Annotated in this window: 11 protein-coding genes; 6 read left to right on the forward strand and 5 right to left on the reverse strand. The window is 60.3% G+C overall.

The window, feature by feature from the left end:
* Positions 1 to 159: 159 nt before the first annotated feature.
* From ACLKMW_RS17740 to ACLKMW_RS17765, 6 genes are all read left to right on the forward strand, one after another.
* A complete protein-coding gene (locus ACLKMW_RS17740; RefSeq protein ID WP_415725822.1) occupies positions 160 to 345 on the forward strand; it encodes a hypothetical protein in 186 nt (61 codons plus the stop codon).
* A gap of 259 nt (positions 346 to 604) precedes the next feature.
* The gene (locus tag ACLKMW_RS17745; protein ID WP_415725824.1) at positions 605 to 850 is read left to right on the forward strand and encodes a YMGG-like glycine zipper-containing protein; all 246 of its coding nucleotides are present in this window, start codon (positions 605 to 607) and stop codon (positions 848 to 850) included.
* 100 nt (positions 851 to 950) lie between these two features.
* Positions 951 to 1394: a DUF305 domain-containing protein gene (locus ACLKMW_RS17750; protein ID WP_415725825.1), complete on the forward strand. Its 444-nt coding sequence runs from the start codon at positions 951 to 953 to the stop codon at positions 1392 to 1394.
* Between the two features lie 202 nt (positions 1395 to 1596).
* The gene (locus tag ACLKMW_RS17755) at positions 1597 to 2301 is read left to right on the forward strand and encodes a methyltransferase domain-containing protein (protein WP_415725826.1); all 705 of its coding nucleotides are present in this window, start codon (positions 1597 to 1599) and stop codon (positions 2299 to 2301) included.
* 442 nt (positions 2302 to 2743) lie between these two features.
* Positions 2744 to 3199: a TadE/TadG family type IV pilus assembly protein gene (locus ACLKMW_RS17760; protein WP_415725827.1), complete on the forward strand. Its 456-nt coding sequence runs from the start codon at positions 2744 to 2746 to the stop codon at positions 3197 to 3199.
* Positions 3199 to 4914 (forward strand): pilus assembly protein TadG-related protein, encoded by a 1716-nt coding sequence (locus tag ACLKMW_RS17765; protein WP_415725828.1) that lies wholly within the window; start codon positions 3199 to 3201, stop codon positions 4912 to 4914. Before ACLKMW_RS17760 ends, ACLKMW_RS17765 begins: the two co-directional genes overlap by 1 nt.
* 41 nt (positions 4915 to 4955) lie before the next feature.
* Here the strand turns inward: ACLKMW_RS17765 and bglA are convergent, their stop codons facing one another.
* The 5 genes from bglA to glgC all read right to left on the reverse strand — a co-directional run bounded on the left by bglA (position 4956) and on the right by glgC (position 13025).
* Entirely contained in the window at positions 4956 to 6587 is a 1632-nt protein-coding gene (gene bglA, locus ACLKMW_RS17770) for a beta-galactosidase BglA (protein WP_415725829.1), read from the reverse strand.
* A gap of 3 nt (positions 6588 to 6590) precedes the next feature.
* Positions 6591 to 8603 (reverse strand): glycogen debranching protein GlgX, encoded by a 2013-nt coding sequence (gene glgX, locus ACLKMW_RS17775; RefSeq protein WP_415725830.1) that lies wholly within the window; start codon positions 8601 to 8603, stop codon positions 6591 to 6593.
* The gene (locus ACLKMW_RS17780) at positions 8603 to 10231 is read right to left on the reverse strand and encodes an alpha-D-glucose phosphate-specific phosphoglucomutase (RefSeq protein WP_415725831.1); all 1629 of its coding nucleotides are present in this window, start codon (positions 10229 to 10231) and stop codon (positions 8603 to 8605) included. The genes glgX and ACLKMW_RS17780 overlap by 1 nt, the downstream gene beginning before the upstream one ends.
* A 3-nt stretch (positions 10232 to 10234) precedes the next feature.
* Positions 10235 to 11680 carry a glycogen synthase GlgA gene (gene glgA, locus ACLKMW_RS17785; protein WP_415725832.1) on the reverse strand — a complete coding sequence of 482 codons (1446 nt, stop codon included), beginning with the start codon at positions 11678 to 11680 and terminating at the stop codon, positions 10235 to 10237.
* A gap of 79 nt (positions 11681 to 11759) precedes the next feature.
* Positions 11760 to 13025 (reverse strand): glucose-1-phosphate adenylyltransferase, encoded by a 1266-nt coding sequence (gene glgC / locus ACLKMW_RS17790; protein WP_415725833.1) that lies wholly within the window; start codon positions 13023 to 13025, stop codon positions 11760 to 11762.
* Positions 13026 to 13034: the final 9 nt, after the last annotated feature.

Here is a 13034-nt window from a genome sequence, read left to right on the forward strand (position 1 = left end):
TGAAGGACCGGCAGGGACCGGTTTCGTGCAGGATACCTCCTGCTATCATAGAGCGTCGCCACCAACGCGCGGAGATCGGCTGATGCTCGCAATCCGCTTCATCAACTAGGCGAGGCTCATCCCCATCCGATAGAGGCCGGGTGCCGGCGGAGCATGCGAATGATCTGGTTCATCCTTGGCGCCACGTTCGCCGTTGCGCAGGCCGGATGGGGCCTGGTTAGAAAGCCGATTTGGAGTGAATACGCCACCCAGGTTTTTGGCACCGCCGCCATTTTGGGCGCGGCCGTGTATGGTGGCATTTTATGGGTGGTTGCCGAAATGGTTCTGAGTGTCTCGACCATATAGCAAGAGCGGGACGGCCCTCCCCCGGAAGGCCCGATCGCTCCGACCAGTAAAATCAGTACCTTCGACTTTCTCGCAACCACCGCAAGCTTCGCGCCTGTCGGACTTTTCGCCAATCGGCGTGGCTGATCGAGCCCATGAGCACGAAATCGGCGCATCGATCAGGCAAACGTCCAGTTCTCATCCATCTTCTCTTTTCCACCGCGTTTCTCTTCTGTATCAATCAAGCGGGGTGGCAACCTGTTGAATGGAGAGGGAATTGATGCGGAAGATTATTGTCGCCGTGGCCGTTGTTGCCGCATTGAGCGGCTGCACCACAACCGAAAAGGATGTGGGCATAGGTACGGCTGCCGGTGCCGTCATCGGCGGGATCGCCGGAGGTGGAAGGGGCGCACTGATCGGCGCGGGCGCAGGCGCACTCGGCGGCCTTCTGGTCCGCAATTTGCGCAACGGATATTGCGAATATCGTGATCGGAATGGGCAAATCTACACCGCCAGGTGCAGGTGATCAGATAGTCCAAACGACCGGAGATCGGATTACCGCTCTCCGGTCCAGCAGGGAACGAATGATGGTGTGCGCAGTTGGTCGCCGATAGGAGGTCGACCCCATGCACTCCCCTTACGCCCGTTTGGCGCTCAATCTCGTGCTCAGCGCCGTCATCATGTATCTGGTTATGTTCGCCATGATCGATGGTCTCGCCGAGTTCTACAACAACATCAATATGCTCTACATGGCGCTGATGATGGTGGCCCCGATGGCCATTCTCATGCTGCTCACCATGGGGGACATGTACAAAAGCAAAGGCCTGAACCTGGCTCTCTATGCCGGGTTCACGATTCTGTTCATCGCGTGCTTCGCTTTCACAAGGGCGCAAAGCTTCGTCGGTGACCAACAATTTCTCCGCTCGATGATCCCTCATCACTCCGGCGCGATTCTCATGTGCCGGGAAGCACCCGTCACCGATGCCGAGATCAAGTCTCTCTGCGAAGACATCATCGCCTCGCAGCGTTCTGAGATCGACCAGATGAAGTCCATTCTGGCGCGTATGTAGACAAATTTCGAAAACGCTTCGCCGAAGCGATCGCGGTCGCCTTCGCTGCCCAACACATGCGGCCGAGCCTTTCTTGCCGATTCAGCCATCCGGATTCGCGCAATACGCGAAACCCGGCCGGTTAACCATCGCGACAGATTTTTTCCCAACACTTTTAACCTTCTGTTAACCAGAACGAAAATTTGTCCATTTGGAGAAAAAATTGTTTTCAAATCAGCAGGCGGCGGACGCCGCAACGGTTGCCTACAACCCGTACACGGATCGGGGCAGCCTGGAATTCAAATTCCGATCTGGCCGTTTCGTCAAAATACGTCAGCTCATAGAAACGATACTCGCCGAGCGTGGCGAGGCACGGATACTCGATATTGGAGGGACCCAGACGTATTGGCTGATCGGCGAGGAATTCCTCCGCCAGCACAGAAATCGCATCAAGATCACGCTGGTCAATACGGAAGTCGAAAACGTCACCGATACGAGGATGTTTGATGCCCTTGTCGGAGACGGCGCGGACCCGGACCTGTTCGGTTCGGAACGGTTCGATCTCGTCCATTCCAATTCGGTAATCGAGCATGTCGGAAGCTGGGAGCGGATGCGCGCCTTTGCGGAAAACACCAAGCGACTGGCCCCGCGCTCCTATGTCCAGACGCCGAACTACTGGTTTCCCTTGGAGCCGCATTTCCGCTTCGCCGGCTTTCAATATCTGCCGGAATGCGTGCGCATTGCCCTTATCATGCGCTATTCGCTCGGGTTTTTCCGGCGAATAGAGGATTTCGACGAAGCTCGCGACATCATCGATCATCACACGCTGATTTCTACGAGGCAGGTCCGCAAACTGTTCGCCGACGCGCAGGTCAGCCATGAGAAATTTCTCGGCTTCAACAAGTCGATCATAGCGATCCGCTCGTAGCGGGCGTCGGAGCCCGTGGCCGGGAAAGTGCTGCGACACTTTTGCTTAACGTTTACCCAGGGCGGGCTATTGCCGAATCATTAAGCAATTTCTATCTTGAGGGTGCTGGCGATCTTCCTCCTCCCTGATGGCCAGCGAGAATGCAGCGCACTCCTCCTCCCAGTGCTGCATTTGGAACTGCAGCCCGTCGCACTTCTTTTCGGCGACGGGCTTTTTCTTTGCCTCACGCATACACACTGGATGAGCTTGGCGGGCGCTCTAGGAGCGCACGTCCGAATGGCGCGTGCACAAAGGACGCCCGGGTTGAGCCTGCGCAAATTTTTTATGAAGTGCTTCCATTTGCACCAGAGGTATTAATTCCTTTTAAAGTAACCTTAAGTTACATATTTCCGACGATTAACATCTTTAGGTTGTATAACAATCTGGGCGGATGGTGAGAGTCATGCGGAGCGGGGCAAATCTCAAACGAACGGGAGCGGTTTTATGTAGCGGCTGGAGGAACCGATCCGGAACTTCCGCGATCGAGTTTGCGATCCTTTCGCCGCTTTTCATGCTGTTCCTTCTCGGCATGCTCGCCTACGGAATCTATTTCGGCGCCAGCCACTCCGTTCAGCAGATTGCAGCCGATGCGGCCCGCACCGCTATCGCCGGCCTGAACGAAGCCGAGCGCGACAAACTCGCCTCCGACTATATTCGTCTTAACGCCGCCGGCTATCCCTTCGTCGATCCTGACAAACTGACCGTGGATGCCCGAGACAGTTCGGCCGACGGCAACCAGTTCGTTATAACCGTCAGTTACGACGCATGGAGCCTGCCGATCTGGAGCCTGCTTCGCGACCTGCCTCTGCCGAAACAGACGATCCTTCGCCGATCGACGATCCGGATAGGAGGCATGTGATGGTGCGCTCAACACGGCCCTGCGCTGCCTCGCTTGCTGCGCGTTTCAGGCATTCCCGTTCAGGCAATATCGCGACCATGACCGCTTTGGTCATGCCGTTGGCCATCGTGCTTTGCGCCGTAGGGATAGATTCGGCCGCGCTCTATACAGAAAGGCGGCAGGCTCAATCCCTGGTCGACCTTGCCGCGATAGCCGCGGCCGCCAATCTCGGCAAAGCCGAAGCCGCCGTTCTTGCAACGCTGCACGACAACGGCATCAGCGATGCGAAGATTGTCCGGGAAGGCGTCGCACTTCCCGATACGCAAGCGGCGGTGGCAACTGTCACGCCGGGACGCTACGTGCCGTTGGCTTCAACCGCCGCAAGTGCCCGCTTCCAGGCCGGAGCGCTGCCTTACAATGCGGTCAAGGTAACGCTCAGGAAGGCGGGCACCCTGCATTTCGGCAGTTCGCTCATCAAGCCTCCGATGATCGCCACGGAGGCAACCGCAAGCCTCTCGGCGCAAGCCGCGTTCTCGATCGGCTCGCGCCTTGCAAGCCTCAAGGATGGCATTCTGAACCAGGTCCTTGGCGGGCTCGTCGGCGGCAAGCTGTCGTTGAAGCTCATGGACTACGAGGCCCTCGTCAGCACGGATGTCGAACTGTTCGACTTCCTCGATGCACTCGCAACCAGGGTCAACGTCACTGCCGGCAGCTATTCGGACGTTCTCGACGCGAGCGCGACTGTCGGCCAGATCGCTGCGGCGATGGCCTCGGTGCCCGGTAGCGATCCTCAAGCAAAACTCGCGCTGCAAGCGGTCGAGAACGCCGCAGGTCAGGCCAAGATCCAGCTTTCCAAGCTCTTCGATCTCGGCCCGCTGGGTGCATTGGCGATTGGCAGCCGCCCGAGCGGCCTGACGGCGAAAACGAGCATCATGGACATTCTGTCGGCGAGCGCTGCGTTGGCAAACGGCAACAGGCAGGTCGATGTCGATCTCGGTGCTTCCGTGCCGGGACTGCTTTCAACGAAGCTTGCGCTCGCCATCGGCGAACCTCCGCAGTCGTCGCCGTGGTTCAGCATCGGCGAGGCCGGCGCCATCGTGCGCACGGCACAGACGCGGCTCTTTCTTGAGGTTAACGTCGGTCTCGCGAAGGTGCTGCCTGTGCTCGACATCATCAAGGTCAGGCTGCCGATCTACCTGGAAGTTGCTTTTGCCGAGGCGAAGCTTGCCGGCATCTCATGCCCTGGAGGAAAACCTGCCGTCTCGATCGCCGCTCGCCCTGGCATTTTCGAGTTGCGCATAGCCGATATTAACGCCGGCAACTTCCGCAACAACCCAGTGCCAACCGCACGGGTGGAAATAGCGCGCCTTCCGGCCATCAGCGTAACCGCGCAGGCCTCCATCGCCAGTTCTAACCTCTCCTATACGGACCTTGCATTCAGCCAGGCCGACATCAACAGCCGCACCGTCAAATCGGTCTCGACCCGGAACATCACGCAGTCGTTGGTAAAGTCATTGATCGGCAAGCCCGGCGCGTTGAAGGTCGAGGTTCTCGGCCTGGACCTTCTCGGGCTGGGCAACATCCTGCTGCCGGCATTGAGCACAGCGCTGCAACCGGTCACCGCAATCGTCGATGAACTGCTCCATACTGTGCTCGCGGCGGTCGGCATTCACCTCGGGGAAGCCGATGTGCGGGTCAACGGCGCAACCTGCGGGCATTCGGTGCTTGTGCAATAAGAAATTTGAGCGTTTTCACGGTCAGATTGAAAATGCTCAAGCTAGCCGATCCTGCCAACAAAAGTTGAGAGGCCGGATAGCGAGACCCTGTCGCCCTTCACCATCGCCGCCGTCTTGGGCAATTCCAGCGGACTTAGCGGACCGAGATCCGACGGCACCCGCCACTCCGCCGGTGTCTCGGCGAAATTGAACAGGCACAGCAGCCTTTCGTTGTCCGCCTCGCGCACGAAGGCAAGTACGTCGCCTTCAGCCTCCAAGAAACTGATCGTTCCAGCAACGAGCGCCGGCTGCTGCCGTCGCAAAGCCAGCATCCGGCGATAATGGGCAAGCACCGATCGTGGGTCGTTTTCCTGGACATCCGCTGCCCGCCGGCGGTGGCTTTCCTGCACCGGCAGCCAGGGTTTGGCAGTGGAGAAGCCCGCATTCAGCGCTTCCGCCTGCCAGGCCATCGGCGTGCGGCAGCCATCTCTGCCCTTGAAGCCCGGCCAGAAGCGAATGCCGTAAGGGTCGCGCAAATCCTCGAAGGCGATATCCGCCTCCTCGAAACCGAGCTCCTCGCCCTGGTAGAGACAGATCGAACCGCGCAGGCAGCAGAGCAAGTCGATGGCGAATTTCGCCACACGATCTGTGTCGCCGCCCGGCTTCGACCAGCGCGAGGCATGCCGCGCGACGTCATGATTGGAGAAGGCCCAGCAGATCCAGCCATCCTTGACGGCATTTTCGAAGGCCTCGACGCTTTTGCGCACGTGGGCAGCCGAAAACTCCGGCCGGAGCAGATCGAATGTGTAGCACATATGCAGCTTGTCGCCGCCTTCGGTGTAGGCGGCGACGGTCTGCAGCGATCGCATCCCGTCACCAACCTCACCGACGGATGTGCGGGCGCCATATTCATCAAGCAGTGTCCGAAACCGCTTCAGGAAATCCAGGTTTTCCGTCTGCGTCTTGTCGAAGACATGCTGCTGATAGCCATACGGATTGGTGCCGGGAATGTCATTCTCAGCCTCCGTCGGCATCGGCGGGTTGTCGCGCAGGAGCTTGTCGTGAACGTAGAAATTCACCGTATCGAGCCGGAATCCGTCGACGCCGCGTTCCAGCCAGAACCGCACCGTTTCAAGAAGCGCATCCTGGACATCCGGATTGTGGAAGTTGAGATCCGGCTGGGAGGCGAGAAAGTTGTGCAGGTAATATTGCCGCCGCGTCGAATCCCACTCCCACGCGGGCCCACCGAACACCGAAAGCCAGTTGTTAGGTGGATTGCCATCTGGCTTCGGATCGGCCCAGACGTACCAGTCGGCCTTGGCGTTGTCGCGGCTGGCACGACTCTGAACGAACCAGGGGTGCCGGTCCGACGAATGCGACAATACCTGGTCGATTATGATCTTCAGCCCCAGGCGATGCGCCTCGGCAACCAGTTGGTCGAAGTCCTCGATCGTTCCGAACAGCGGATCGACGGCGCAATAGTCCGATACATCGTATCCCATATCGGCCATGGGCGACTGGAAGAACGGCGACAGCCAGATCGCGTCGACGCCGAGCGAGGCTATATGCGACAGCCTTTGGGTCACGCCGCTGAGGTCGCCTATGCCGTTTCCGGTGGTGTCCTGAAAGGAGCGAGGATAGACCTGATAGATGACGCAGCTACGCCACCAATCGGCATTGTTGGCATCCGTCAAAATTCAAATCCTTCCGCTCGGCAAAACGCTCTCCTCGGCAAAGACGACGCTTCTGCCGGCAACCAGGATGACGCCGCTTTCCTGCATCGAACCGTCCTCTTCACCCCAGGACATTTGCCATCGCGTTCCATCGCGTTGGGGCAGCACGAAGGTCGAGGCACGGCGATCCGCATTGAACAACACCGCGATCCGCCGCCCGCCACCGCCGTCGAGCATCATGGTGCAGCGCCGACGTGCCGGATCGCTCCAGTGCGCCGCCATCGACTGCCCGGTTTCCGTCAGCCATTCGACATCGGCAAGCCCATGCTCGGACGAGGCCAAGCCGGTCAGAAACTCAACGCCGCCAAATGCCGAAACCGACCTGCGCAACGAAGACAGGCTCGCCACCGCATCTTCCAGCGCCACATTCCGGCCGGCCCAGTCAAGCCATGTCACGGCATTATCCTGTGCATAGGCATTGTTGTTGCCGGCTTGCGTGCGGCCGAACTCGTCGCCCGCCGTCAGCATGATCGTGCCGCGCGAGGCAAACAGCGTCGCCAGCAGCGCGCGTATGTCGCGGCGGCGCCGCTCGATGACCTCACTGTCTTGCGTCTTGCCTTCGACACCGTTGTTCCAGGAAAAATTCTCGTGGTGGCCGTCGTGATTGCCTTCGCCATTCGCCTCGTTTCGCTTGCGCTCATAGGCAACGAGGTCGGCAAGTGTCATGCCGTCATGGGCAGCGATAAAATTTACGCTGCGCGTCCGCTCTCCGGAAAAGACATCCGATGAACCGGCAAGTCGTGTCGCCAAGGCGCCGACCATGCCGTCATCGCCACGCCAGAAGCGTCTTATGTCGTCGCGGTAGCGATCGTTCCATTCGAGAAAGGGCGGCGGGAAATTCCCAAGCTGGTAGCCACCGGGCCCGATGTCCCACGGCTCGGCGATCATCACCCTATCGCTGAGCTCGACATCGTCGCGAATGTCGCAGAACAGCTCGGCATTCGGATCGAAGCCGCTTTCGCCCCGCCCTAGGACGGACGCCAGATCGAAGCGAAATCCATCGACGCCGGCGTAACGGACGAAATGGCGCAGCGCATCGAGGATCATCTCCCGCACGACCGGCCGCTCGCAGGCGAGCGTGTTGCCAGTGCCGGTATCGTTGATGAGCTTTCCCGTGCGGTCGTGCCGGTAATAAGCTTGTGCGTCGAGGCCGCGCAGGCAGAGCGTCGGACCCAGCACATCGCTTTCGCCCGTGTGGTTGAACACCAAATCGAGAATGACACCGATGCCGGCATGGCGCAGCGCCGCCACCGTCTCGCGCAACTCGGCAAGGCCACCCGGTGCAAGGCGCGGCTCGAGCGCCATGAACGAAACCGGATTGTAGCCCCAGGCATTGCTCAGGCCTGGCGGCGGCAGATGACGCTCATCTATCCAGGCCACGACCGGCATCAGTTCGACTGCACTGACGCCGAGCTTTTGGAGATGTTCGATGATCACCGGATGGGCGAGTGCCGCAATCGTGCCGCGCTGCGCTTCAGGGATATCCGGATGCAGCATGGTGAAGGCCCGCACCGGCACTTCGTAGATCAGGCCGCCAGGCTGAAACAGCGGCGGTAACGAGGCAAGCGGATCGGGCAGTTCCGTCACCACGGCTTTCGGCATCAGGAACGCAGTGTCCGGCCCCTCGCCTCTGCGGGCCGAAAGCCGCTCGTCGAAACGGTAGGCCCGGTCGATCGCGACCGCATAAGGGTCCATCAGCAACTTGTCGGGATCGAACCAGAGGCCACGGTCCGGTGCGTAGTCGCCATCGGCACGAAAGCCATAGCGCGCGCCGGCAGCAAGACCAGGCACGAACAGACCATGCACGCCGTCACCTTGCGACTCGAGCGCCAGCCGATCGACTTCGCGATCCTTGTCGTCGAACAGCGAAACCCATACCTGCCGCGCCGCACGCGACCAGACTGAAAATCGCGCGCCGTGCCGCGTCAAGGCCGCACCGAAACGCGGCGTTGCATACTCATGGAAGCTCGGTCGCATCAGGTGATAACGCTCGGTCCGTCGCGGCTGGTATGCCGACGGATGCCGGCAATCTCGTCGGCGGCGGCAAGCAGATCGGCGAGTGCCTCCTGCGTATCGAGATTGTGGCGCGCCGGATCAGGCTCGTATCGCTCGACATAGAGCCGGAGCGTCGCGCCCGAGGTTCCGGTGCCGGAGAGCCGCAGCACGACGCGTGAGCCGCCCTCGAACAGGATGCGGATGCCCTGATGCTCACTGACCGAACCGTCGACCGGATCGCGATAGGCGAAGTCGTCCGCCTTGGCGATCTTCATGCCACGCACCACCTTGCCGGACAGCGTCGCCAGTTTGCCGCGCAATTCATCGACCAGCGCGTTGGCGGCCTCCGTTGCCACCTCCTCATAGTCGTGGCGCGAATAATAGTTCCGGCCGAACGTCGCCCAATGTTCGGTGGCGATCTCTTTGACGCTTTGCCCGCGCACGGCAAGGATGTTCAACCACAGCAGCACGGCCCATAGCCCATCCTTCTCGCGAACATGGTCCGAGCCGGTTCCAGCACTTTCCTCACCACAGATCGTCGCCATGCCGGCGTCGAGAAGATTGCCGAAGAACTTCCAGCCGGTGGGGGTCTCATACATGCCGATGCCGAGCTTTTTGGCAACGAGATCGGCCGCGCCGCTGGTCGGCATGGAACGCGCAATGCCCTTCAAACCGGCGCTGTAACCCGGCGCCAGATGGGCGTTGGCCACAAGCATCGCGAGCGAATCCGACGGCGTTACGAAAATGCCGCGCCCGATGATCAGGTTGCGGTCGCCGTCGCCATCGGAGGCCGCGCCGAAGTCCGGTGCGTTCGGCCCCATCATCTCGTCATACAGAGCTTTGGCGTGGACGAGGTTGGGATCGGGGTGATGGCCGCCGAAATCCGGCAATGGCACGAAGTTGCGGGCGGTGCCTTCCGGCGCACCAAGGTGCTTTTCCAGAATCTCCTTGGCATAAGGGCCGGTCACCGCATGCATGGCATCGAAGGCCATGCGAAAGCCCGACGTGAACATCTTGCGAATGGCATCGAAGTCGAACAGGCTTTCCATCAAATCCGCATAGTCGGCGACCGGATCGATGATTTCGACCTTCATGCCCGCCACTTCGACAGTGCCCATGGTGTCGATATCGACGGGGTCGATATCGACGATCAGATAGCGTGAAATCGCCTTCGAGCGCTCGAACACGGCATCGGTGATCTTTTCCGGCGCGGGACCGCCATTGCCGATATTGTACTTGATACCGAAATCCTCATGCGGCCCGCCTGGATTGTGGCTGGCCGACAGCACGATACCGCCGAACGCCTTGTTCTTGCGGATGATGTGGGAAGCGGCCGGCGTCGACAATATGCCGCCCTTGCCGATGATGGCGCGGCCGAATCCGTTTGCCGCGGCCATCGCGATCACCGTCTGGATGACCTCGCGGTTGTAGAAGCGGCCGTCGCCGCCGACGACCAGCGTCTTTCCTCGAAAGCCTTCGAGCGAATCGAACAACGACTGGACGAAGTTCTCGACATAATGCGGCTGCTGAAACACCGGCACCTTCTTCCTCAGCCCCGAGGTGCCTGGCTTTTGATCGGGAAACGGTGTGGTTTCGACGGTTCTTGCCATGCGTCACGCAGCCTTTCTTGAAATCAGCGATCGGTAGAGTTGTGCGTATTTGCCAGCGCTCCGCGCCCACGAAACGTCCGATTTCATGCCCTGCCGCTGGATTGACGCCCAGACCGGCCGATCCGCGTAGACGGCGACGGCGCGGCGAATGGCATGCAGGAACGAGTTGCCGTTTTCGGGCGCGAACTGGAAACCGGTCGCCACCCCGGCGCCAAGTGCCGCCTCATTGGCCTCGATGACGGTATCGGCGAGCCCCCCTGTCCGCGCAACGATCGGCACGCAGCCATAGCGCAGGCCGTAAAGCTGCGTCAGCCCGCATGGCTCGAAACGCGATGGAATGACGATCGCGTCGCAGCCGCCCTGCATGATATGAGAGAGTGTCTCGTCGAAGCCGATTATCGCACCGACGCGTCCCGGATGGCGGGCGGCGCCCGCAAGCAGCGCCGCCTCGAGCGCCACGTCCCCGGAACCGAGGATGGCCAGTCTGGCGCCCGAGGCCACCACTTCGTCCAGGATCGAACTCAGGACGTCCATTCCCTTCTGCCAGGTCAGTCGGCTGACGACGCAGAGAATAGGGCCGCCGTCTTGATCCAGTTGAAACCGTTCTTCCACCGCTCGCTTGTTGGCGGTGCGAAGCTTCACGGTTTTGGCGGAGAAATTGGCGGCAAGATGGCGGTCTGTCGCCGGATCCCATATGTCCACGTCGATGCCGTTGACGATTCCCGTAAGATCGGCGGCGCGCAAATTGACCAATCCCTCCAGCCCCATGCCGAAGGCGGGCGTGCGGATTTCCTGCGCATAGGTCGGACTGACCGTGGTGATCGCCCAGGCGGCCTGCAGTCCGGCCTTCATGTAGCCGACCCCGCCATAATATTCCACGCCGTCGATCGACATGGCGCTGGCCGGCAATCCGAGCTCGGAAAAGATCGCCGCCGGAAAGCGGCCTTGAAAGGCCAGGTTGTGGACAGTCATGACCGAGGGTACGCCGGCCGCCTTTCCGTAACGCATATAGGCAAGCGTCATCGCCGCCTGCCAGTCATGAGCATGGACGATATCCGGCGCATAGCCAGGGATTGCCCCCGCCGCGATATCGGCGCCAACCTGGCCAAGGGCGGCGAACCGCCGCCAATTGTCGGCCCATTCGGCGCCGCTTGCATCGCCATAAGGCCCACCGATGCGATCGAATAGATGCGGCGCATCGAGCACCAGGAGATCAAGCCCGGATATGTCGATCGCAAAGAGACGCGCCTCGCTGCCCTGGATATCCGAATAGGTCAGGAGCGGCTTCATTCGACTGAAGGCTCCCATCACCACCGGATATCCAGGAACCAGCGTCCGCGTCGAAACGCCCTGCTTGGCGAGCGCTATCGGCAGCGCGCCGGCGACATCGGCGAGGCCGCCACTCTTGACGAGCGGAAAGATCTCCGGCGTGACGGAAAGTACCTGCACTGCTGCCCCTCTTTTGAAGCGGTTCCTGCTTTGAATCGAAGAACCGCTCTAATTACTTGATTCAAATACGAAAGCTATTTCATCCTTCAAGCCGGTCGATCATCGGCTGCGTGATCAGGCAAATGCCCTTTTCCGAAACGCGAAAGCGCTTGGCGTCCGATTCCGGGTCCTCTCCGACCACCAGCCCTTCGGGAATCCTCACCCCATGATCGAGGATGACCCGCTTCAATCGAGCGCTACGACCTACATAGCAATCCGGCAGCATGACGACTTCTTCCAGGTTGGCATAGGAGTTGATGCGCGCGCCGGTAAAGATCAGGCTGCGCCAAAGTGCTGCCCCCGAAACGATGCAGTCGCCGGCCACCAGCGACGACACCGCCATGCCGCGCCTTCCGTCCTCGTCATGGACGAACTTTGCCGGCGGCTTCAACTCGGAATAGGTCCAAATCGGCCAATCGCGATCATATAGATCGAGATCCGGAGTAACGTCGGTGAGGTCGATATTGGCCTCCCAATAGGCGTCGAGCGTTCCGACATCGCGCCAGTAAGCTTCGTCCTCCGCGCTCGAGCGCACGCAGGACTTGGCGAAGCGATGCGCCACCGCCTTACCGTTCTTAACGATATAAGGGATGATGTCCTTGCCGAAATCGCGACTCGACTCCGGATCGTTTGCGTCGCGGCGCAACTGCTCCAGCAGGAAGTTGGTGCGAAATACATAGATGCCCATCGAAACCAGCGAGAAGCCGGGCTTGTCGGGCATGGAAGGCGGATCCGCCGGCTTTTCGACGAAGGATATGATGTTGTCCTTATCGTCGATATGCATGACGCCGAAACTGCTCGCCTCCTCGCGCGGCACTTCCAGACAGCCCACGGTCACGTCGGCGCCGGCTTCGACATGCTGGCGCAGCATCAGTTCGTAATCCATCTTGTAGATGTGGTCGCCGGCAAGGATGACCATGTATTCAGGGCTGTAGCTTTCGATGATGTCGATGTTCTGATAGACGGCGTCGGCCGTTCCCTCATACCACTGTGTCTCGGAAACCCGCTGGCTCGCCGGGAGAATGTCGAAGCTTTCGTTTCGTTCCGGTCGCAGGAAATTCCAGCCCCGTTGAAGATGGCGGATCAGGGAATGTGCCTTGTACTGGGTCGCCACGCCAAGGTGGCGAATGCCGGAGTTCAAGGCATTCGACAGTGCGAAATCTATGATGCGCGTTTTGCCGCCGAAGAAGACCGCAGGCTTGGCGCGGCGATCAGTCAGTTCCTTCAGGCGACTGCCGCGCCCTCCGGCCAGCACATAGGCCATGGCATCGCGCGCCAGCGGCTGCGGTCTTTTCGACATCGGCATGATTTCCTC

Origin of the sequence: Borborobacter xinjiangensis (assembly GCF_047739745.1) — a bacterium.
GTDB lineage: Bacteria > Pseudomonadota > Alphaproteobacteria > Rhizobiales > Rhizobiaceae > Pseudaminobacter.

Bases quoted from the DNA above. Each gene is read 5' to 3' on its own strand.
- ACLKMW_RS17740 (WP_415725822.1), top strand. From the start codon at position 160: ATGATCTGGTTCATCCTTGGCGCCACGTTCGCCGTTGCGCAGGCCGGA.
- ACLKMW_RS17745 (WP_415725824.1), top strand. From the start codon at position 605: ATGCGGAAGATTATTGTCGCCGTGGCCGTTGTTGCCGCATTGAGCGGC.
- ACLKMW_RS17750 (WP_415725825.1), top strand. From the start codon at position 951: ATGCACTCCCCTTACGCCCGTTTGGCGCTCAATCTCGTGCTCAGCGCC.
- ACLKMW_RS17760 (WP_415725827.1), top strand. From the start codon at position 2,744: ATGCGGAGCGGGGCAAATCTCAAACGAACGGGAGCGGTTTTATGTAGC.
- ACLKMW_RS17765 (WP_415725828.1), top strand. From the start codon at position 3,199: ATGGTGCGCTCAACACGGCCCTGCGCTGCCTCGCTTGCTGCGCGTTTC.
- glgX (WP_415725830.1), bottom strand. From the start codon at position 8,603: ATGCGACCGAGCTTCCATGAGTATGCAACGCCGCGTTTCGGTGCGGCC.
- ACLKMW_RS17780 (WP_415725831.1), bottom strand. From the start codon at position 10,231: ATGGCAAGAACCGTCGAAACCACACCGTTTCCCGATCAAAAGCCAGGC.
- glgC (WP_415725833.1), bottom strand. From the start codon at position 13,025: ATGCCGATGTCGAAAAGACCGCAGCCGCTGGCGCGCGATGCCATGGCC.